This is a genomic window from Bacillus sp. LNXM12-1 (assembly GCF_003004375.1).
Lineage (GTDB): Bacteria > Bacillota > Bacilli > Bacillales > Bacillaceae > Bacillus.
The window spans coordinates 86,046-108,050 of sequence record NZ_PVWX01000002.1; the positions used below are offsets into that span (position 1 = coordinate 86,046).

Consider the following 22,005-nt stretch of genomic DNA (forward strand, 5'->3'; position numbering starts at 1 on the left):
AACAATCAATTTTGTTTAGTGCTTTTTTTTCTTTTTTTTACATTTTCTAATGTTTCTCCTTGGGGAAGATTATATAACCTGCTCTTAGGGTTATATATTTTCTGAGAAGGCCAGAGCCCATGATATCCTGAGAATAGATAGCTGACTAAACAAGCAACAAAAAAGTACTCTAACCCTTTCCCATCAAACATCTCCATTGCCAGCAGGAAAGCAGCTATAGGGGTATTCGCACCCCCGCAAAAAACCGCGATTAAGCCTAAAGCGGCGAGAAATGACATAGGTAAGTCAATGAACGTGTGTAAGGCATTACCTAATGTTGCCCCGATAAAAAACAAAGGGATGGCTTCCCCGCCGACAAAGCCGCTGCCCAGGGTTACCGCAGTAAATACCAGCTTGGCCAGGAAAGCAAAAGGCGGCACCTCTTCTGAAAAAGTTTGTTGCAGCATTTGTAATCCTCGGCCATTGAAGTCTTGTGATCCAACAATTAAAGTTAATCCCACAATGACAATTCCTCCAAAGAAGGCTCTTTTCATATGGTTTTTCTTGAAAAGTTTCTCAGAGAAATTTTGTATTCCGTGCCTCAACTGACAGTAGAGAACACTTATCAGGCTAAAAATGACTGCTATAAGAATAACTTTTAAAAACGTAATAGATGATATTTCCGGTACGGTTTGTATAATAAATTCTTCGTGTTTATGTCCCCAAGCTGCTGTAGTTATATAGTGACCAACAAAGCTAGCCACAAGACAAGGAACAAGTGCTTCAAATTTCAGCTTTCCTAAAGCAGCCATTTCCATGCCAAAAACAGTACCAGTTATGGGTGCTCCGAAGGCAGACCCAAAACCAGCACTTATACCGCTTATAATTAAAACTTTCTTGTCAAATCTGTTTACCTTAAAAAATTTGTTGACCGCTGCAGCTACACTTCCTCCCATTTGGACAGCTGCACCTTCTCTTCCTGTTGAACCGCCAAAAAGGATCGTGATAAAAGTCCCGAAAAAGACGATAGGTCCCATTCTCCGCGGCACCTCTTTTTTTCCATGAACTGAGTCTATCACGAGATTATTTAATTCAGCAGTGTCATTCAAAGTATTATTCAAAAATACCTTTCCGTATTTCATATATATGTATCCTATGATAATTCCTCCAAAGGGGAGAAGGAAGATAAGCCAATCTCTTTTTGCTCGTATATCATCTCCTAGATAATCATTTGTCTCTAAAAGAAAATTTGTTGTCGTACCAATAACTATACCAATTATGCTTCCAAAGAAAATCCATTGACCAAGAATTGAAAAAAAGTCTTTATACTTTAACAGCATTTACCAATTCACCTCATTTCAAATCTTTTAGGAATATCGATTCTATTTTTGCCCATTGTATTAAAATTATTATAATAAGAATTGAATAACCAATTATGCAAAAAAGGATTAAAAACCCTTAAATGCGATTTAATAAAGGCCGTTTTACATCAACTTAAAAATCTTCATTTAGATTTATCACGAAGAGCCTTATCATAAATAAGTGCGGTTTAATGTAAAGTATTTAATTCACATATGACTGTAAGACACTTAGACATATTCAGGTAAAATGAATATATCTATTTTTTTCAAAAATCTTGTAATGTTTTATTGTTTCTTTAGTTATCTTATTAGCTTAATTTATTTAATTGAAACAATCGTCTATTCTCCTGCTAGCAATTTTTTTACGGAGGATAAAAGAATTGGACCTGAGACTAGATTTAGCAGAAAGTGAACTAGTGGATGCTGTCTATTACGGTGAATTTGATCTTGGTTAAGTAACGAAAGAAAAAGAGCAAAATTTGGAGAGATAGAGAGAAAGAAGGAAAATAGAAAGTTTTAAGGGATCTCAAACAACACATGTTGACATATCGTTATTTATCGATATAATGGTTTTTATGGAGCCAATAGAAGTTTTCAAAGCCTTATCCAATGAATCAAGACTGCAAATTTTACAATGGCTAAAGGAACCTGATCGTCATTTTACACCCCACGAAGGGATTGATATGAATACTACAGGGGTATGTGTTAGTCAAATAACAGATAAATTGAAAATGACGCAATCAACAGCATCTCAATACCTTTCAATTCTACTACGAGCTGGATTAATTACGACAGAGCGTATAGGTAAATACACGTATTATAAAAGAGATGAAAATGCCATAAAAAAAATTGCTAAGATTCTAGAAAAAAATATTTAATAAATGAACTGAATTCATACATCAGAATTCAGTTTCATTTATTAAATACAAATCGACTTATCGTAATATATTTTTTTGTTCATACATATTAACAATTCTAGATATGTAAATATATTATATATAGGGAGTGATCTACATTGTCAAACACTGTAAAGGTATACATTTTAGCTATTGTAAGTTTTTTAGTTGGTACATCAGAGTATATCATCTCTGGTATTTTGGATAATATTTCTGAATCATTAGGAATTACGATAGCTGCAGCCGGCCAGTTAATTACCATTTTTTCTCTTGTGTATGCCATCTTCACCCCAGTATTAATGGCTTTAACATCGGGAATGAATAAACGCAAGTTAATGTTATTTTCACTTAGCATTTTTATTCTAGGTAATATTCTTGCATTCGTTCTTCCTGGGTATAAATTATTTATTGTTTCAAGAATTATTATGGCTCTTGGGGCGGGGATGGTCGTCGTTACTGCATTAACAATTGCTGAAAAAATCGCACCAAAAGGTAAGCAAGGTAACGCTATTGCTACAGTAGTAATGGGATTTACAGCATCATTGATAATTGGAGTCCCACTGGGCAGAATGACTAGTGATTTCTTCGGTTGGAAAGCTGTATTTGGAGGAATAGCCTTACTCGGATTATTAGCAATGGTTATAATTTCTCTTACGATTCCAAAAATCCAAGGGGATAAACCTGTACCTTTAATTCAACAACTCGCTCTTTTTAAAAAACCAAAAGTAGTGTTGGGATTAGCCATCACCTTTTTCTGGCTTGGTGGTTATTCAATTGCCTATACCTACCTATCCCCTTACCTTTTAAATATTTCAGGTGTAAGCAACAAATTGCTGAGTGGAGTTCTCCTCGTATTCGGGATTGCTAGTCTAGTTGGGTCAAAGTTTGGTGGATTTAGTACCGATCGATGGGGTGTGAATTTTACTCTGATTAGCGGAATGACATTACATGTCATCATGCTAATATTGCTCTCACTAGTTACGCATTCTTATATTGGAGTATTGCTCATTTTAATATCATGGTCATTTGCTGCATGGTCTTCTGGCCCGACTCAACAATATCACCTAGCTACAATGGAGCCAGAGTCATCAGGTATACTATTAGGTCTCAATCAGTCAATGATGCAATTGGCGATGGCTGCAGGAGCAGCTATTGGAGGTATCTTTGTAGAGAGAGTTTCTCTATCTTCCATTACTTGGGTAGGGGCTTTGGGTGTTGCAATCGCGATCATTGTAACAATATTGGCTTCACGTGCTACTTCGAGTAATGGAATTCGAATTAGTAAACCGCACTTATAATATTGAAGGACAACCGCATCATAAACAGCGGAACGATGGTAAAAAACGTGATTCGATTTAAAATATAATTATAGAAAGGAGGAAGCAACCTATGCACTCAATTAAAAAAATAGGTCAGAATTTTTGGTACATCACACCTATATCGCTTACCGACCGCCCCATTCTAGGTATGGTTGTGGGCAGTAACAAGACATTAATGATTGATGCTGGTAACTCGAAAGAACATGCCAAGTACTTTATCAAAGAAACGTTAAAACATGAGAACTTGACTCCTGATATGGTTGTGCTCACGCATTGGCATTGGGATCATATCTTTGGTCTGCCAGCGCTGCCTGATTCGCTTTCGATTGCTTCTGCAAAGACAAGAAAGGAAATGGAGAAGCTTCTTCCGTTTTCGTGGTCAGATGAGGCGATTGATGAGCGGGTGAGGGAAGGAACGGAGATTGAGTTCTGCGCGAAGGCCATCAAGGAGGAATATCAGGATCACCGAGATATTCAGGTGGTTTTACCGGATGTGACATTTGACCGTCGGATGGAGATCGATCTTGGCGGGGTCACGTGTGTCGTGCAACTTGTTGGGGGCGATCATGCCGCTGATTCAGCCATCGTGTATGTGAAAGAAGAGAAAATCCTTTTTCTTGGTGATTGTATTTATCCGAAAATGTATGCCGAAAAAGTCCATTATTCAATGAAGGAAACATTGCGTCTTTTAGATGAGTTAGATGCTTTTGATGCCGATACGTATATTCCTTCACACCAAAGACCGTGGACAAAAGAGGAGTTTCTTCAGGAAACAGATAAGCTTAGGATGATTGCGAAATACACTGATCTTTATGGTGGAGATCGGCAGAGAATCACGAAAGAATATCAAAATTACGTGAACAGAGAACTGAAAGAAGATGAATTAGAAACCATTGCTTACTTTGTAAATGGTTATTAAATAATTGCTGTAACTAAACGAAAAGTCTCATTTGAGTGATTTCCCTCAAACGAGACTTTTTTATTTTCTATGGTAAACCTACAACATCTTCTGCATCACGAACTGTGACAGATATATTTTTTACATTAACAATAATGACACAATCCCAAGTAGGTTTGATTTGTAGTTCATTGTTTTCATCCATCCAGATCACACCGTTTAATTCGATTAATGGTTCTAAAATGACCATTTTCTTTTCGTTATGATCTGTAATTGCGGTTAAATCATGTTGTAAATTGATTGTCCAGTCAAAAAACTTTATTTTTTTCATAGTTCCTCCTTTTATTCACTGATAACATTACTATACTTATCTAGTGATGCTTTGCGTGGGGGAATACCTATTTTCCAAGCCATTCTTACTTCCCTTATTAGCTTTAGCAAAAGGTGTTGTAGCAGAAGAAAAAATTAGTATATGTGATTAAACATATGAATCTCAGTTCCTATATTCGATTACACACCAAAAAAGTCCCCTCCACTTAAGTTCGAGGGGACTTTTTAATTAAACTTAGGCATTTAACCAAATGTAAATTGAAGATAACTTCTGATGTCATGTTCAGTTGGTAGATGATCGGAATAAGTCTTATATAATGATATTGAAGGGTGTGAAAAACATGATCAATATGAATTTGAAAAAAATGCGAAAAATACACAGGTTTACACAAGAAGAAGTGGCTGAGAAAATTGGTGTTTCAAGGCAAGCTGTTGCGAAATGGGAATCGGGAGAAACTGTGCCGGATATCAACAATTGTAAGGCTTTGGCTGAAATATATGGCGTTGCTTTGGATGATCTCGTGAATAATGTGGATGGTACAGAAGAGGTAGGGGTGAAACCAAAAGGAAAACACATATTTGGACTTGTAAAGGTTGGTGAACGCGGGCAAATTGTCATTCCTAAAAAAGCGAGGGAGATATTCAGCATCAGTCCTGGAGACAGCCTGTTGATTTTGGGCGATGAAGCTCAAGGAATCGCCATTGTAAAAAATGAGGCCTTCCTGCAGTTTGCTGACGATATATATAAGGCACAGGAAGATCAGGAGGATGAGGAATGATTGCTATTCAAACAAAGAATCTAACTAAGAAATTCGAAGAAAAGATTGCAGTCGATTCTCTTAATCTTTCAATTGAACAAGGCGAGCTTTTTACTTTACTTGGAGTGAATGGTGCAGGTAAAACGACAACGATCAAGATGTTGACCTGTCTTAGCATCCCTACTACCGGTGATGCAACGATCCTTGGTAACAGTATTGTTTCTAATCCCTATGCAGTAAAAGAACAGATTAATGTTTCACCACAGGAAACGGCAATAGCTCCTAATTTATCCGTTAAAGAAAATCTTGAATTAATCGCTCAAATATACGGATTCCACAAGAAAACGGTTGATATAAAAGTCGAGGAAATGCTTGGTACGTTTAGTCTGACGGAGGTATCTAAAATGAAGGCTAAAACCTTATCTGGAGGAATGCAAAGAAGACTTAGTATTGCAATGGCACTCATTACTGACCCCAAAATCCTTTTTCTTGATGAACCTACTCTCGGTCTCGATGTCATCGCAAGGCGTGAGCTATGGAGTACTATTGAGAAATTAAAGGGGAGCATGACCATCATTCTCACGACACATTATATGGAGGAAGCAGCAGCCCTTTCGGATCGAATAGGGACGATGGCGAAAGGAAAATTAAAGGCAGTTGGAACAGCAGCTGAATTGATGGAAAGTACCAACACTAAATCACTTGAGGATGCCTTTATTTCGTTAGCTACCAATGAGGAGGTCACCAGATGAAGTCACTAGCCTTTGCTGCACGTAATCGTAAAGAGATTTTGAGAGATCCCTTAAACTTAGCATTTGGTATAGGCTTCCCGTTAGTTATCTTATTTTTGCTTCATGCTATTCAAGCGAATGTTCCAACTGATTTATTTGTCATTGATAAACTAATTCCTGGCATAGTCGTCTTCGGGCTTTCTTTTATCTCACTATTCTCTGGAATGTTAATAGCTAAAGATCGAAGTACATCATTTTTGATGCGATTGTTTACTACACCTCTTTCTGCCTCAGACTACATTGTAGGGTATATTGTCCCTCTCATACCGATAGCAATTGTTCAAGTTATCATTAGCTTTATCGCAGCACTTTTCTTAGGATTACCTTTTAATTCCAATGTTTTGTTATCCATTCTTGTCCTTTTGCCAACATCTTTACTATTTATCGGCATAGGGCTCTTAGTGGGGAGTATATTTAACGACAAGCAGGTTGGTGGTATTTGTGGAGCGCTACTAACGAATATGAGCGCATGGTTAAGTGGTACATGGTTCGATTTGAATTTAGTTGGAGGCTGGTTCAAAGATATTGCGTACGCACTTCCATTTGCTCACGCAGTAGACGCTAGCAGAGCCGCACTTTCTGGAGACTATGCATCAATTTTACTGCATCTTTGGTGGGTAATTGGATATACAGGTGTTATTGTAGCTATCGCCATTTTTGCTTTTAAAAAGAAAATGAATGGGGAAAACGCTTAGTTTGATACAGTTTTTGGTGAAGAAATTTACAGCTGGGTTATCTGGGCCTTTTTCTGTATGATAAACTTTAATGAAGTTGTCATTTAGTAGAGGGAGGTACATATGAAACAGCTTTACATGAAGCAGAAAGTATTTAGTCTGAGCGGCAGGTTTACGGTAAAGGATCAGCAGGAGAACGATGTGTATGTGGTCGAGGGCAGCTTTATGAAGATGCCGAAGACGTTCACCATTCTGAATACAGAACGAGAAGAAATCGCCGTGATTACGAAGAAAATGTTTAGCTTTTTACCAAAGTTTTTAGTAGAAGTTGGTGGGCAAGAGGTATTGACGATCAAAAAAGAGTTTACGTTCTTTAAAGCAAAATATTCAATTGATGCTGCTGGTGTAGAAGTACAAGGCAACTGGTGGGATATGAATTTCCAAGTGCTGCAGAACGGCGAAGTGATCGGTCAGGTGAAGAAGGAATGGTTTACTTGGGGTGACAGCTATAAGGTTGATATTTTGAAAGAAGAGATGGAGCCTGTGATGATTGCACTGGTTGTTGCGATTGATTGTGTGAAGGCTGATGAGGCAGCGTCTAGGTCTTCTTCGTCGACACCGACGAATTAAGATCATCATTTTTTAGAAATAGATGAATAACAATGGAGGGTTTAAAAAGTTGGACAACCTAACCCGCATATTAAGATTAAGAGACGCAGAAATATGGGAGATGAATTTCTCGATAAAAAAGAAATCACCATTTATTTCTCCATTACAGATTTAAATCGAAAAGCAACGACTCACGATAATCCTCTAGCTACCCAAGAAGAACTGGATGAAAGAGATAATTACATTTCAATTGATGTGTATAGTAATCTCGATCTCAAAAAAACGCTTGAAGAAGAAACATCTGATGATTTTATCACCACGATCTCTTCTTTAGTAGAGCATATGCACGATTTTCACAATGCTCATGTTTTTATTAAAGCTCATGTTCATGACAAAATGGACTTAACTGTTTTTCAGTTAGAGGAAGATGAAGATTTGCATGGTGATGAAAAAGAACAACTAGACACGCATAAACGGTCATTGATTCATGAAAAATGTTTTCAGTTGGTAGAAAGCCATTTAAATCGAAAGATCAAAGATATATCGAGCAGTAGGTTTTGCCAAGATTTAATGTGAGATTAACATATGAGATAAGCAAACTGATCACATTCCAATACAAAGTATTTCTAACAGTCGTCGAATCCGGCAGTTTTACAAAAGCCGAGGAGAAACTTGGGCTGACACAGTCTGGCGTGAGTCATAACATTGTGAAGCTCGTATCCGAATTAGGGATTGTATTGCTGCGGCGGAATCGAAACGGTCTTTCATTAACTGATGAGGTGAGCGGGTGATGCCTCATATTCGGCAAAACATTCATCATGCGACATTTCTTCATACGACAAAAAAGCTTCCTGATTGTCTCAGGAAGCTTTTTCCATCCATCACCCATAATAATTATTCGCCTGAATAAAAAATTGGGACTGCATGTAGTTATAAGTGATTTTCGAGAAGTCGAAAGGCTGGCCGTTTGTGAGATGAAAGACGGTCTCGACGCGGAGAGCGGGATCATCTTGTTTAAGGCCGAGGTGCTTTGCTTCGGTTTCATTCAGTTTTCCTACTTGTAAGTACATATCGGAAAAGCCGACCTTGAGTCCAAGGCCTTCACTGATAAATTTAAAAACAGAATCGGCAGCAATTTCTGTGTTGAGATAGGGAATGATGGTTTTTCGGTAATAGGATTCTTCTAGACATAAGGTTTGTCCATTGATATAACGGATGCGTTTGAGGTAAAAAACATCCTCATCTTGTGCAATATTCAAATTAAGCGCAGCTTCTTCGGACGGTTTGATGGTGTCTAGCATTAAAACCTCTGAAGTCAGTTGAAATTCCTCTAAATCTTTTTTAAACCCTTGGTTGGATAAAAGGCTGATGTAGCCTTTGCGCCTGTGTCTTCGAACAAAGATGCCGCTGCCCCTCACTTGATAGATAATTCCTTTTCTTTCGAGTAAGTCTAATGATTTGATAATTGTGCTTTTGCTCACAGCAAATTGGCTCATGAGGGTTTCGAGTACAGGAAGCTTGTCCCCTTGCTGCAGCTCATGGGTGACAATATATTTTTCAATATCGCTCGCAATTTGTTGATACTTTAACATAGCCATTCCTCTTTGTTTTCACGATTTATTGTCTTTGTATTATAGCACATACCGATTTTCCTTTGATATGCTAATCAAAATTATATATGTATTGATATATTGTACCGGTATAATTATAATATACATATACTAGTAGTGATAAAGGGGGGGTTATATGTCAAAAGTGAGGGATTATCAAAAGCTTGCAGAAGACATCTTAGAGGCAGTTAACGGAGAAGAAAATGTGGTGAGTGCCGCAAGATGCGCCACGCGTCTGCGTTTGGTACTGAAACGTTCGAATCCAAAGGCCAAGGAAGCAGTCAACGCCATGCCTGGTGTTATTACCGTGGTGGAAAACGGCGGTCAATTTCAGGTCGTCATCGGCCAGCATGTTGGTGAAGTATACGAGCATTTTTCCAACCTTGTTCAGCTCCAATCGTCGGATGATGACCAGCCTAATGAAAACAAGGGAACGGTACTGAACCGTGTCATTGCGACCATGTCCGCTGTGTTTGCGCCTTTTGTGTATATTTTGGCTGCAGCTGGTATTTTACAAGGTGCACTTATCCTCATTAATTTGTTATTTCCAAGCTTTTCGAAAACGGGAACATATGAAGTCTTTAGTTTCATTTCATGGGCACCGTTTACGTTTTTGCCAATCTTTATTGCTATCACAGCAGCTAAGCATTTTAAAACGAATATGTATATCGCAGTAGCGTGTACAGCAGCGCTTGTCAGTCCAGCTTGGACAGAAATTGCTGGGCGTGTGGCTTCAGGTGAAGGCGTTACCTTTTTAGGCATTGCGTTATCTGAAACTGTTTATACGTCATCTGTTTTGCCTCCGCTGTTCTTGGTATGGATTCTTTCATATGTAGAGAGATTTTTAAATAAACGGATTCACGAGGTAGTAAAACCGTTATTTGTCCCATTTATCTGTATGGTCGTCATGGTTCCGTTAACCATTCTATTAATTGGTCCTCTTTCAACAGCAGGTGCAAATGGGATTGCAAACGGATACAATATCTTAGCAGAAAATGTACCGGCTTTAGCAGGCGCCATTATCGGTGGATTCTGGCAAGTACTTGTCATATTCGGCGTTCACTGGGGCATTACGCCAATGGTGCTCGCCAACTTTGAACAATATGGACGTGACTCCTTCCAGGCATATCAAACCATCGCTGTTATCGCTCAGGTCGGCGCAGTGTTAGGAGTTATTTTAAAAGCAAGAAACCGCGAAACTCGGAAAGTCGGAGTCTCAGCCGGAATCACGGGACTCTTCGGAATTACGGAGCCTGCGATTTACGGTGTTACCTTACGTTTTAAAAAGCCGTTTATTTTCGGATGTATTTCTGGAGCAGCCGGTGCCATCGTTGCCAGCTTCTTCACGCCTTATTACTTTGCGTATGCAGGTTTGCCTGGTCCGCTGACAATTGTGAACGGAATTAGTGCAGATTATCCAACATCGATCATCGGTATCTTAATTGGTGTCGCAATTGCGCTGATCTTACCAGTTGTGCTCATTCAAATGTTTGGTTATGGGGAAGATACAGTGGAGCAGACAGCCGGAACAACAACTGTCAAAGATCAAGATAAAGAAAAAAAGAATGCTTCGATGAACAATGAAGAAACAATCACTGCACCACTTGCAGGAAAAGTGCTCACATTATCTGAAGTACCGGATGCCGTATTTAGCTCCGGGGCGATGGGCAAAGGCTTTGCCATTGAACCGACAGACAATAAGCTGTATGCACCGTTTGACGGCAGTGTTGTCATGCTTGCACCAACAAAGCATGCCATTGGACTTCGTTCAGAATTTGGTGTGGAGTTACTTGTTCACGTAGGAATTGATACGGTTTCTCTAGATGGCTCAGCATTTACACTCAAAATTCAAGAAGGCGACAAGGTGAAAAAGGGTGACTTGTTGATGACATTTGATCAAGAAGCCATTGAAAGCAAAGGATTAAAAACAGTCACACCAGTCATCATCACCAATACACAAGCGTATGAAGATGTGATGGTAGAAGCACAATCGACATGTCAGCCAACGGACGTCATGATTACAATTGTAAAATAGGAGGAATAAATAATGACATTACCAAAAGGTTTTCTATGGGGCGGAGCATTAGCTGCACATCAATTCGAAGGTGGATGGAATGAAGGAGGAAAAGGCCCAAGTGTTGTGGATGTAATGACAGCTGGTGCTCACGGAGTACCGAGACAAATTACTGAGACGATAGAAGACAACAAATTTTATCCGAACCATGAAGCGATCGATTTCTACCATCGTTACAAGGAAGATATCGCGATGTTTGCCGAAATGGGTTTGAAATGCCTGCGTACATCCATCGGCTGGAGCCGAATTTTCCCAAAGGGAGATGAAGCTGAACCGAATGAAGCTGGTTTACAATTCTATGATGATGTATTTGATGAACTGCTCAAGCATGGCATCGAGCCTGTAATTACACTGTCTCACTTTGAGATGCCGCTTCATTTGGCAAGAGAATACGGCGGGTTCCGAAGCCGAAAAGTCGCTGAGTATTTCGCAAAATTCGCAGAAGTGTGCTTCAATCGATACAAGGACAAAGTCACATACTGGATGACATTTAATGAAATCAATAACAAAATGGATGTCAACAACCCACTGTTCCTTTGGACAAATTCAGGGGTATCAGTCAAAGAAGGCGAAAATGCCAAAGAAATCATGTATCAAGCAGGGCATCATGAATTACTTGCAAGTGCGTGGGCAGTAGCAAAAGGCAAAGAAATCAATCCTGCTTTTCAAATTGGAGCAATGGTTTCTCACGTACCAATCTATCCATATTCCTCAAATCCAGAGGATGTCATGCTTGCTGAAGAATATATGAGACAACGCTATTTCTTCCCAGATGTACAAGTTCGGGGCTACTATCCGAGCTATGCACTTAAAGAATTCGAACGCGAAGGCTATCATATTCCGTTTGAAGAAGGCGATGAAGAAAGCTTAAGAAAAGGGAAAGTAGATTATCTTGGCTTTAGCTACTACATGTCGACAACGGTTAAAAGTGATGCAGTGTCTGATAACAACGGAGATATTGTCAACGGAGCCCTGCCGCATGGTGTAGACAATCCTTATATCAAATCAAGCGACTGGGGCTGGTCCATTGACCCGACAGGCCTAAGATATACTTTGAATCGTTTTTATGATCGCTATCAAATCCCGCTATTCATTGTAGAAAATGGATTTGGTGCCATAGATCAAGTGGAAGATGACGGTTCTATTCACGATCCAGAACGTATTCAATATCTCGCTTCTCATATCGAAGCACTGAAAAAAGCCATTGAATACGACGGTGTTGACCTTATTGGCTACACACCTTGGGGCATCATTGATATCGTGTCATTCACAACAGGTGAAATGAAAAAACGCTACGGCATGATCTACGTTGACCGCGACAACGAAGGCAACGGCTCGATGAAGAGACTCAAAAAAGATTCTTTTACTTGGTACCAAAACGTCATTGCCACGAACGGTGAAGAAGTGTAACAAAGGAAAAGAGAAGCCCGGATGAGCGAAGTATGTGCTTGTTCGGGTTTTTACGTTCTTTCGGGAAAATTGGTTTGTATATCCTTTTGTTCACTAGATATAAGTCTTATAATTTAGTAAGAAAGAAGAAGATTGGAATGGGAGAGATCGTAAATGACGAAATGGTGGATGGTGCGTGCAGGCGACCAGAATGATTTAATTCCGATTTGGGAAGAGAAAGGATTAGCATCAATCGGGTGGCCTAAATTAGGTAATCCAAAACAATATCAAACAAAGCAAGAGATGAATGCTCGAGCTGATGTCATATACGCCGAGAACAAACCTTTTACGAGAAGAAGCTGGGTTAGTCAGGTATGGAGGTTTAGTAGAGAAATTCAAAAGGGAGATCGAATTATTACATACATAAAAGAAAGCCGTGAATATCGAGTTGGTACGGTGACTGCTCCACATTTTTTTGATGAAGCAGCAGGGGATAAAATGTATCCAAATCATATTCAAGTCAATTGGGAACCAATCGCAGTGAAACGAGATTCTCTCAGCCAATCAGCTAAGAACAGCCTCGGTTCTATATCAACTGTTTTTCGTGTAGATGATTGGGGGAAAGAAATTGAACACCTACTTAAAAACCCTACTTCTATACCAGCATTCGAAGATGAAACAGAAGAAGATGAAATTATTGAAGATTTAGTCAGCAAAGCAACTGTGATGATTGCAGATAAGGTGGATAAACTGGATCCGTGGCAGATGCAAGACTTAGTCGGGGGCTTACTGCAAGCTATGTCATACAATGTTCGTGTGAGTCCAAAAGGTCCTGACGGCGGTGTAGATATATTAGCTTATAAAGATGCATTTGGATTTGAAAAGCCTATTATTAAAGTACAAGTCAAGCATCGGAAAAATTCAGCCAGTGCGCCAGAAGTGCAGCAATTATTAGGAGCAAACCCCATGAATGCAAATAGTTTATTTGTTTCTACTGGTGGATTTACCTCTCATGCAAAAGCTGTTGCGAAGCATAATGAAGTTCATCTATTGGACTTAGAAGAACTCGTCAATCTTATTGTACATTGGTATGAGGATATGCCAACTGAGACAAGATCTTTATTACCTTTGAAAAAAGTGTATGTGCCTGAGTGAATTTTTATTGTCTAAATTTTATTAATGCCTGAATACAAAGAAAAAAGAGAGTAATGGCGACAAAATAGTTCATTGGATTGTGAAAGATCTTGATGTTCAAGGATATTTGAAGAAGAATCCAAAGGCCGAATATCACCATAACTGCAGGAATGATTCTTTTATACACATTGATTTTCCTTTCGGGAGTGGTTTGTTTTTAGTTAGCATTGTCTCATATCATTGCAGAGGTTGAAAAGAGATAAAGATATTAATAGGTTCTATTACATGATTTGGTATAATTGATCTATAAAAACGATAAATGGTAGATAAAGTATAGGAGTTGTTGAAATGAATCAAACACTGCAAATGGGAGCCAATACCGTACTAAGTTCTCCAAAGGGGCATGTATCCATCAGCTATGGAGTGTCATCTGCAATTGATATTTCTTTAACGGCGTTTCTTTTAACAGATTCAGATCAGGTTGAAGGAGATCATGGCATTATTTTTTACAATCAACCAGAGAGTGCTTCGGGTGCAGCGTCACTTTTACCAGCAGAGGTATCAGGTCAGTTGAAAAGGCATCAATTGAATTTTGATATGAGCAAAGTGCCTGCTGGAATCACAAAGATGGCTATTACATTAACAGAAGATCAAGGAACGGGCTTTTCTCAAGTGAAGAATTTGCAAGCAGAAATTCGAACAGGTGACGAGGTGTTTTATCTAACACCAGTAAACTTTACAAATGAAAAGGGCATTGTCGTAGTAGAGCTATATATAAGAAATGGTGACACGAAAGCACGCTCAATTTGGCGTGGTTTCGATTCTGGACTGGAAGGTCTATGCAAGCTTTATGGTGTGGAGGTTGAACCTGATGAACAGGATATTTCTACACATCAAATGGCTCTTGAAAAACAACCAATTAAAGACCCTGCTCAAACGAAGACAACTGCTAAAGAGAAAGTCGCTGCACCTATCAGTTTAGAGAAAGTTCAGGGTAAAATTAGTCTAGAGAAAGGTCATAAACCGATCATAATCGAGAAAACGCCTGAGATCACAGCTACAGTATCTTGGGAGTCCGGCACCGATTATGATATTTATGCATTGGTCTACACAAAGTCAGGAAAGCAAGTAGATGTGGCTATGTTTGGTGCGAAAGGAATTCCTGCTCTCAAAAGTTACGGCAGCGGAGCTGTTGAGCATATGGGAGATGTCGGTAGAGACCATGAATCAATGAAAACAGAAGTTATTAAACTACGGTTAAATGACGATATCCTTGCTGTCGTTCCGGTTGTTTATTCTGCCCAATCAAACGGAACAGGTTCCTTTTATAGATATAGAGTATCTATGAGTATCGATAATCACCAAGGAACGTCTGTGACGATTCATGCCAAACATGCCAATGACAATGATCGTATTTATTCTTGTGTGCCAGGTATACTTCAAAATACAAATGATGGTGTGATCATCCGCCCACTTGAGCTTTACAGCAAACCAAACTCTGAGCGCAGACCTAAATTAAAAATGAAGTCTTCTAATGAAATTGAGGTTTTGATGGATAAAGGACCTGTCAATGATTATAAATAAAACGAATGTATGGCTAGACATTGTCTAGCTTATTTTTTAGCCCGTTAAATAGTGAGTCTATTCCATTTTTTATGTCAATTAGCCTATTTTTCCGTTTTGGTGGACACGGTAAAATAGACTTTATGATCAATAATGGAGGGAGTGACTTCTTCTGGGCAAGATACTTGATACAAAAGCACTAACAAGTGCCACGGACACAAGGGCAAAACACTATCAGGAACTCCGTGAACAAATGGTAGATTTAAAAAAGGCACTACAAGGTGTGGCAAATCTCGGTGATGATTTCACTGGAAAAGGCGCCGACAACATTAAAAGCTTTTATAAAGAGCTGGCTGGAAATGTAGACATGTTTATCAGCTTCATTGATAAGCAAAAAGCCTTTCATGAAGGTGTTTCTGGGACACTCGATGATACAAACTTTGGCGGCGATACCTTTGTAGAAGAACATTTTTTAGACAACGCAGTACATATGGGCATCAAAAACGCCAAAAGCATTGTAAAGGATCAAAAAAAGGCACTTAAAACCATTTTTCAGGACATTGATGACCTCATTTCTCTAGAGGTATTTGACAGCAAAACCTTTGATGAAAAAATTGCAAATGCAGAAGATGAACGAAAAAAGACAGTAAAAGACCTAATAGAGCTTGATCAAAATTTAAAAGATGAATATGCTTTGTCAGAGACGGAGCAGCAGGCTACATTGGCATTGTACGCAGAAATGATGAATGCCACAAATGACGGAAAAGCGATTTCGCCTATGAATTTTGACAAGAAAGCGTATCAAAATAGCGAAATCTACAAGGCAAAAAGCGATATTGAGAAGCAAACTTCTGAATATCTCAAAATCAAAAAAGAACAAGAAGAAGCCCGCGAGATCGCAAAGGAACAAGAAGCCCTCGCCAACCGTCCTTGGTATGAAAAAGCACTCGACTATGGCGGAAATATCGTGAATGAACTGACTGGCGTGAACGATGCAAAACGCGCCGCAACAGGCGTTGATCCAATCACAGGGGAAGAACTCACCGCAGGACAGCGGGTCGCCGCAGGCGGCATGGCAGCCGCGGGTTATATCCCAATCGTCGGCTGGGCAGGCCGCATTTTCAAAGGTGGCAAAGCCGTTTATAAAACGACTCAAGCCACATCAGCCGCAGTCAGGGCAGTCGACGTCTACAAGACGTCACAAAAGTCCTTTGACGCCTTAAAAACATCACAAAAAGGTTTATATGGCCTCACCGCCACTAACGGTTTCAGCGAAGCGATTACGGGTCGAGATATGTTTGGAAATAAGATCTCGAAAGAACAGCAGGAAGCGAGCATGAACGCGGCGCTGGGGATGTTTTTGCCGTTTGGGACGAAAGGGTTTCATGGTAAAATAGGTTTTAAGAGTGCTGATAGAATTCAAACTGGTGGTAGGGAACTTTCAATAGATGCATATCTAAAACAACTTGATAAGGCAGAAGAAATGTATGAATCTTTTAGAAAGACAAAAGCTGATATTAAGCCTATAGCTAAAAATACTGGAATGCCCGAACACAGGATACAAAGAATAAAGGATCATTTATTTATAAAAGAACATATAAAAGAACATGGGGTCGGGCGTTTTGACTCAGATTATCAAATTGCACAAGCGTGGGATAGGTTGCAAAAAGGTACTTATAAAAAGAATGATATTGATTTATTAAATCATGAACTTTTTGAATCAAAGTTTGAAGGGATATTCAAGACTGATTACAGGACTGCACATGATAAAACAGTTGAATCTGGGCGTCCTTGGTACCCACCAAAGGAGGAATAAAATTGGCTGCGTATGTTTTATTATTGAAGGAATATGAAGATGAAAAAACTGTAGTTTACAAATTTGGGCCTAATGAAGAGACAATGGGAAAAATTGAGTTAAGTAAAATTACAAGGAAGTTTAGAGAGTTAGAAAGCTTACCAGATTTAAATCTCCCCAATGAATTTTATTTTGATCGAGCGGCTCAAAGATTGGCAGTATGCTTAGTAAGAGAAGGTGGCATATTTCCTGAAAGAACAGCTTTTGAATCTTAGAAGTTATAAAAAAACTTGATTGGTAGAATCCTTTCAAGTTTTTTATTTAGATAAGCAAAATTAGCTTGGTTACAGTGGTAAGTGCTGCTTTGACCAGAGTTTTGGTAAAATTCTTAATTGTATACATTAAGAAGAAAGTTAAATTTATGAATAATAACCAAAAACCAAAAACCAAAAATCGAAACCTTAAAAAGAAAAAGCAGAAGAAAACACTTAATGAACGAATTAAGCTATATGACACTGCCAGAAAATCCATTTTTAGATATAGAAGAAAATCAATTATATTGTCAGAAGGTATTTACTTTCCTTCAATCGAGAGAAGATAAAATTCAAATACACGGAAACCACTATCGAGAGCATATTGAGAAGTCTACACACATGTTAAAGGAAATGGTCAGCCAGGTGAAAGTAACTCCTACACAAGGAAGATTAATATTTTTTCGAGAGCATGAAATTGAAGCGGTTTTATTGAACTTGAATGAAGTTTTTAGCCATTTAAACCAGCTTCTTGAGCAAACGAAATTTTTAAGTGGATACGGAGATTTTATTTTAGTCGCAGAGGATTTTTGTTTTGGTTTATGCATAGAGAGAACGGAATATTATTACGAGTTTAGTACGTGGGGGCTAATATCATGAATTTATTTATGATGCCTCCAAAACGACAATGATTAAAAACTATATCCATTATTAATAATCCCTTTGCATTTCCCAGGGAATATTCGCTACAGCATTCCCCTCAAATTTAAGCAATTCACTATCATTACCTTTCACATTCATATAAAATAAGAGAGTGAAAAATTGAAGAAATGCTTGATACATGAAGGGCATGTAAGCTGTGAGCTGCATGACATGATGAGATGTATGAACGTGAAGGCTGCAAAGCTGTTCTTCCTCACATATGAGATCTTGTAAGCGTAACCATTATTTGTCACTTCATTGCGATGGTGTTGAGGGGTGTGTCAGGATGAGAAATCCGTATGTGAGAACGGCTTCTAGTCTTTATATCAATTATTTTTTATTAGGTATGGTCAATATTATTTTGGCTTCAAATATGCCATTTTTAATCAAACAGTTAGATACCAATAGTGCGGGAATTAGTTATATGATTTCGGCGCTCGGCATTGGCAGGGTGCTCACGTATGGTCTATCGGGCGTGCTGTCAGATCGTTTTGGGCGAAAGCCGGTCATTTTGGTTTCGGGTGTGCTGATGGCGGCGTTTCTCATCGGAATCCCATTGTCTCCGAATTATCAAATTGCGTTTGCGTTTGCGATTTTGGCAGGGGTGGCGAATTCGGCGATGGATGCAGGAACGTATCCAGCGTTAATGGAGGCTTTTCCTCAAAACTCGGGATCTGCGAATGTGATGGTGAAGGCCTTTATCTCGATTGGGGCAACCATCCTACCACTGGCGATTTTCTTTTTAGCAGAGCATAATTTGTTTTATGGGATGGCATTTTTTGTTCCTGCTCTGATCTATCTTGTGAATGTCTTGATGCTGTGGAGCTTGCCATTTCCGAATCATCGCAAGGTGGAGCAAGTCCAGGTAACGGAGCATGACGGACTTCCGCGCTTCTCGACAGAGCCTACGTTTTGGAGAGAAGGGATTGCACTCATTGTGATCAGCTTTACGTCAAATGGGCTGTATGCGTTGCCGCAAATTTGGCTGCCTACTTACGGTGAGACCATATTGGGGATGGCTTCAGGGAGTGCTGTGAAGCTGCTTAGTTACTATAGCATGGGCGGGCTGCTGTCTGTCTTATTGCTCGCATTTCTTTTGCGACGTTTTGTCCGTCCAGTCACTGTGCTGCTGATCTATCCAATCATTACACTTGTCTCCATCTGTGTCCTATTGGTCGTGAAATCCCCAGTCATCGGAACTGTCAATGCCTTTGTATTGGGATTCTCAACAGCCGGTGTTTTTCAGCTGACGTTAACGGTGATGGCTGAATTCTTCTGGAAGAACAAAGGAACGATGACAGGGATTATCTCCACAGCCGGCGGGGTGTCGGCTATTGTCATTCCGGTCGTAACAGGTTTAATTGAAAGTCACTCGACCATTTTACAAATCTTTCTGTTCGATGCGGTGGTGGCAGTTGTCGCTATTATCGGTGCACTGTATATTCTGTATCGATACCGTCAAATCATGGTCCATGAATAAAAAAGACGACCTCCGCTCAGGAAGTCGTCTTTCTTTTGTTTAGAAACGGTCATTTTCAAAAAGAATTTGTTTCACTTGATCAACTGGCATATCTTCACCAGTAAAGAGTTTGTAAGCAAGTGCACCTTGCCATAGCATCATGCCAAGACCGTTAATGGTTTTGGCACCAGCTTCCTGTGCTTGCGCAAGGAGCTTTGTTTTTTGCGGGTTATATACGACGTCTGTCACGATTAAATCTTCACGCAGGACATCAAGCGTATCATCGATGATGCTGAGCTGATCTAGTGGTTTCATGCCAAGGCTTGTCCCATTTGCTAAGATTGCACTTTCAGCTACTTCACGGCGGAAAGCGTCTTTGTCTTCAAGTGGGAAAATGTTCGCTTTGACACCAAATGATGTCATTTCGTTGTTGATGTAATTTACATTTTCTTCTGCTTGAACAAAGTATTGATCATTACGAGCAAAAATACTAATTTCACGAATACCTGATTGTGCAAGCTGAATGGCAATCGGTGTTGCAGCTCCGCCAGATCCGACTAGTGTGACCTTTTGACCAGCTAATTCAACGCCATGTTCAATCAAGTTTCTCACGTAACCAAGACCATCTGTGTTGTAGCCAATCAGTTTGCCATCTTTGTTTACGACGGTGTTACTTGCACGTGTGTATTTTGCAGAATCATCTAGTTCATCTAAGTAGTCTAGCACTTTCATTTTGTTCGGCATAGAAACGTTAAACCCAGCTGCACCCATTGCTTTCATACCGTTGACAGCTGCTTCTAGTTCCTCATTCCCTACTTCAAATGCGAGGTAAGCGTAGTTGATTCCTGTTAGTGTATAGCCAAGGTTATGCATACGTGGTGACAGGCTGTGTCCGATTGGTGTAGCAAGAAGGCCTACTAATTTTGTTTTTCCATCAATATTACGTTCATGTATGTTTGTCATGATTGACATCTCCTTTAATTATCTAAACAATTTTTTCATGCGTCCAAGAACAAAGACCGCTAACAATACGCTAATAACCGCAATGATCATATCGAAAAATAACGTCATTTTAATATCGTACGTGCTGACCAAACCGCTTGTAATGAGCGGCACAAGAATAAACGCTGAGCTTGCCGCAATGTTGACGTATGATGAAGCCGTTGCTTTGTTTGTAGGGAATAATTTCATCATAATACTCATCGCCAGCTGGAAGATCCCTGCTGTAAATAATCCTAAGAAAAAGGTGCTGACAATGACAATGCTATACGTTTCAATTTGAAATAGTGAAAGCATGGCAAGAAATGCTCCAACTGGATAAATGATTGCGACCATAATCGGCGAAATGAATTTATCTAATACAATTGAGAGCAGTAGAACTGACACAAGGGCACCAATACTAAAATAAGAAAGAAGCTGTGTCGCTTGTCCTGCGCCAAGCCCAATCAATTTCAATCCGAGCTGTGGAAGCCACGTTTGCCATACGACAAACAATGCAGTAGACGTGAATCCCATGAGCACGACGGCTAAGCCTTCACCCAACATTTTAGGTTCTTCCTTCATTTGTTCCTGCACTGGAAGGTCATCTTGTGAAGAGACTTGCTTATGGTTCGGGAACGGCATAAAGATCAAGTAAATCCCTACAAGTAAATAAAGAAGTCCTAGTCCAAAGAACGCCCAGCCCCAGAAGATGTCATGTGCAATAAGGAACGCCAAGATAAATGGAAGAACAGTCGCTCCAATTGAAACGGACGCCTTCACTAAAACAGAAGCTGAACTTGCCTTTTTAGGAAACGATTCTGTCAAAGCAGGATATGTTCCCGAATCAAGTAATGAGTTTGCAATCCCGGCTGAAATCGCAAAGATAAATGCCAATGTATAATTCGTTGTCGTTGGAATACCGATTAAGAATAATAAGTAAAGAAAGTTCCCTGTAATAATGACAGGCTTACGTCCCCAGCGGTCTGCTAACCGGCCAGAGAAAAAGAGAGCAATCAGTTTACCAATTCCGATCGCCGATACAAGCAAGCTGATTTTCGTAATATCCACATGGTAGCGTTCAGATAAGCTATTCATATTGGACGCTACAATGATATTGATCATGCCGAGCATGAAGTAATTTAAATACATGCCGAGTGATGATTTAATATAAGGATTTTTCATGTTCCCACTCCTATATTTGCAACCCTTTTAGGGTTAAATTCTTTGTATGTCGGTTGTTCTTTCTATGAATGTACATAAAGCCCATCACAACACCCCTTATGTGATTGATGTAAAATAATGAATATTCATCTGTTCTTCAATTAAGTACATCGTTCTACTAAAATATAAAAATAAAAACAGCTTTGATAAGAAAGTGAATCTTCATAATTTGATCAGAATCAGAAAAGTCCACTTTTAACTGATGTTGAAT

General features: G+C 39.4%; 22 protein-coding genes and 1 pseudogene. 17 read left to right on the forward strand and 6 right to left on the reverse strand.

The genetic code is table 11. The annotated features are described in order from the left end of the window. Window positions 1-5: 5 nt before the first annotated feature. Window positions 6-1,319, reverse strand: a complete 1,314-nt coding sequence (locus tag C6Y07_RS07935) for a voltage-gated chloride channel family protein (protein WP_106071263.1) — start codon at window positions 1,317-1,319, stop codon at window positions 6-8. Between the two features lie 596 nt (window positions 1,320-1,915). On the opposite strand from C6Y07_RS07935, the gene C6Y07_RS07940 reads away from it, so the two are divergent. The 3 genes from C6Y07_RS07940 to C6Y07_RS07950 all read left to right on the forward strand — a co-directional run bounded on the left by C6Y07_RS07940 (window position 1,916) and on the right by C6Y07_RS07950 (window position 4,474). Further along, on the forward strand, window positions 1,916-2,218 hold the full coding sequence (locus C6Y07_RS07940; protein ID WP_045034889.1) for an ArsR/SmtB family transcription factor: 303 nt from the start codon (window positions 1,916-1,918) through the stop codon (window positions 2,216-2,218). A 137-nt stretch (window positions 2,219-2,355) separates the two neighbouring features. Then, complete coding sequence (locus C6Y07_RS07945) at window positions 2,356-3,534, forward strand: MFS transporter (protein WP_106073029.1); 1,179 nt, start codon at window positions 2,356-2,358, stop codon at window positions 3,532-3,534. A gap of 91 nt (window positions 3,535-3,625) precedes the next feature. Continuing rightward, complete coding sequence (locus C6Y07_RS07950) at window positions 3,626-4,474, forward strand: MBL fold metallo-hydrolase (RefSeq protein WP_106073028.1); 849 nt, start codon at window positions 3,626-3,628, stop codon at window positions 4,472-4,474. A gap of 67 nt (window positions 4,475-4,541) precedes the next feature. Here the strand turns inward: C6Y07_RS07950 and C6Y07_RS07955 are convergent, their stop codons facing one another. Then, a complete protein-coding gene (locus tag C6Y07_RS07955; protein WP_106156531.1) occupies window positions 4,542-4,784 on the reverse strand; it encodes a hypothetical protein in 243 nt (80 codons plus the stop codon). Between the two features lie 340 nt (window positions 4,785-5,124). Between C6Y07_RS07955 and C6Y07_RS07960 the strand changes: the two genes are divergently transcribed. The 6 genes and pseudogenes from C6Y07_RS07960 to C6Y07_RS07985 form a co-directional block, all read left to right on the forward strand. Further along, a complete protein-coding gene (locus tag C6Y07_RS07960) occupies window positions 5,125-5,562 on the forward strand; it encodes a helix-turn-helix transcriptional regulator (protein WP_034660576.1) in 438 nt (145 codons plus the stop codon). Further along, window positions 5,559-6,293, forward strand: a complete 735-nt coding sequence (locus tag C6Y07_RS07965) for an ABC transporter ATP-binding protein (protein WP_060597665.1) — start codon at window positions 5,559-5,561, stop codon at window positions 6,291-6,293. The genes C6Y07_RS07960 and C6Y07_RS07965 overlap by 4 nt, the downstream gene beginning before the upstream one ends. Continuing rightward, window positions 6,290-7,027: an ABC transporter permease gene (locus C6Y07_RS07970; RefSeq protein ID WP_106156533.1), complete on the forward strand. Its 738-nt coding sequence runs from the start codon at window positions 6,290-6,292 to the stop codon at window positions 7,025-7,027. Before C6Y07_RS07965 ends, C6Y07_RS07970 begins: the two co-directional genes overlap by 4 nt. A 102-nt stretch (window positions 7,028-7,129) precedes the next feature. Then, window positions 7,130-7,636 carry an LURP-one-related/scramblase family protein gene (locus C6Y07_RS07975; RefSeq protein ID WP_106031744.1) on the forward strand — a complete coding sequence of 169 codons (507 nt, stop codon included), beginning with the start codon at window positions 7,130-7,132 and terminating at the stop codon, window positions 7,634-7,636. 93 nt (window positions 7,637-7,729) lie between these two features. Next, on the forward strand, window positions 7,730-8,191 hold the full coding sequence (locus C6Y07_RS07980) for a hypothetical protein (RefSeq protein ID WP_106156535.1): 462 nt from the start codon (window positions 7,730-7,732) through the stop codon (window positions 8,189-8,191). 26 nt (window positions 8,192-8,217) lie between these two features. Continuing rightward, window positions 8,218-8,447 (forward strand): annotated as a pseudogene (locus C6Y07_RS07985) (LysR family transcriptional regulator); the annotation flags it as partial. Window positions 8,448-8,496: 49 nt separating this feature from the next. Here the strand turns inward: C6Y07_RS07985 and C6Y07_RS07990 are convergent. Next, window positions 8,497-9,207, reverse strand: coding sequence for a GntR family transcriptional regulator (locus C6Y07_RS07990; RefSeq protein ID WP_106156537.1), 711 nt, complete (start codon window positions 9,205-9,207; stop codon window positions 8,497-8,499). Window positions 9,208-9,361: 154 nt separating this feature from the next. On the opposite strand from C6Y07_RS07990, the gene C6Y07_RS07995 reads away from it, so the two are divergent. The 3 genes from C6Y07_RS07995 (at window position 9,362) to C6Y07_RS08005 (ending at window position 13,843) form a co-directional block, all read left to right on the forward strand. Beyond that, the gene (locus tag C6Y07_RS07995; RefSeq protein WP_106156539.1) at window positions 9,362-11,260 is read left to right on the forward strand and encodes a beta-glucoside-specific PTS transporter subunit IIABC; all 1,899 of its coding nucleotides are present in this window, start codon (window positions 9,362-9,364) and stop codon (window positions 11,258-11,260) included. A 12-nt stretch (window positions 11,261-11,272) separates the two neighbouring features. Then, window positions 11,273-12,709, forward strand: a complete 1,437-nt coding sequence (gene bglA, locus C6Y07_RS08000) for a 6-phospho-beta-glucosidase BglA (RefSeq protein WP_060597660.1) — start codon at window positions 11,273-11,275, stop codon at window positions 12,707-12,709. 153 nt (window positions 12,710-12,862) lie between these two features. Continuing rightward, window positions 12,863-13,843, forward strand: coding sequence for a restriction endonuclease (locus tag C6Y07_RS08005; protein WP_066031490.1), 981 nt, complete (start codon window positions 12,863-12,865; stop codon window positions 13,841-13,843). A gap of 4 nt (window positions 13,844-13,847) precedes the next feature. Here C6Y07_RS08005 and C6Y07_RS19065 read toward each other — a convergent pair whose 3' ends face one another. After that, window positions 13,848-14,009, reverse strand: coding sequence for a hypothetical protein (locus C6Y07_RS19065; RefSeq protein WP_223253273.1), 162 nt, complete (start codon window positions 14,007-14,009; stop codon window positions 13,848-13,850). Between the two features lie 161 nt (window positions 14,010-14,170). Here C6Y07_RS19065 and C6Y07_RS08010 point away from each other — a divergent pair, with 161 nt between their 5' ends. The 5 genes from C6Y07_RS08010 (at window position 14,171) to C6Y07_RS08030 (ending at window position 19,613) form a co-directional block, all read left to right on the forward strand. Then, window positions 14,171-15,406 (forward strand): TerD family protein, encoded by a 1,236-nt coding sequence (locus C6Y07_RS08010; protein WP_066031491.1) that lies wholly within the window; start codon window positions 14,171-14,173, stop codon window positions 15,404-15,406. 151 nt (window positions 15,407-15,557) lie between these two features. Continuing rightward, on the forward strand, window positions 15,558-17,201 hold the full coding sequence (locus C6Y07_RS08015) for a ribonuclease YeeF family protein (RefSeq protein ID WP_106156540.1): 1,644 nt from the start codon (window positions 15,558-15,560) through the stop codon (window positions 17,199-17,201). Window positions 17,202-17,203: 2 nt separating this feature from the next. After that, a complete protein-coding gene (locus C6Y07_RS08020) occupies window positions 17,204-17,455 on the forward strand; it encodes a hypothetical protein (protein ID WP_106038349.1) in 252 nt (83 codons plus the stop codon). A 216-nt stretch (window positions 17,456-17,671) separates the two neighbouring features. Then, on the forward strand, window positions 17,672-18,091 hold the full coding sequence (locus C6Y07_RS08025; RefSeq protein WP_223254141.1) for a YxiF family protein: 420 nt from the start codon (window positions 17,672-17,674) through the stop codon (window positions 18,089-18,091). A 328-nt stretch (window positions 18,092-18,419) separates the two neighbouring features. Next, window positions 18,420-19,613: an MFS transporter gene (locus C6Y07_RS08030; protein ID WP_106071271.1), complete on the forward strand. Its 1,194-nt coding sequence runs from the start codon at window positions 18,420-18,422 to the stop codon at window positions 19,611-19,613. Between the two features lie 39 nt (window positions 19,614-19,652). On the opposite strand, the gene C6Y07_RS08035 is transcribed toward C6Y07_RS08030, so the two are convergent. Continuing rightward, on the reverse strand, window positions 19,653-20,555 hold the full coding sequence (locus C6Y07_RS08035) for a shikimate dehydrogenase (protein ID WP_034660559.1): 903 nt from the start codon (window positions 20,553-20,555) through the stop codon (window positions 19,653-19,655). An 18-nt stretch (window positions 20,556-20,573) separates the two neighbouring features. Continuing rightward, window positions 20,574-21,755, reverse strand: a complete 1,182-nt coding sequence (locus C6Y07_RS08040) for an MFS transporter (protein WP_060597655.1) — start codon at window positions 21,753-21,755, stop codon at window positions 20,574-20,576. Between the last annotated feature and the right edge of the window lie 250 nt (window positions 21,756-22,005).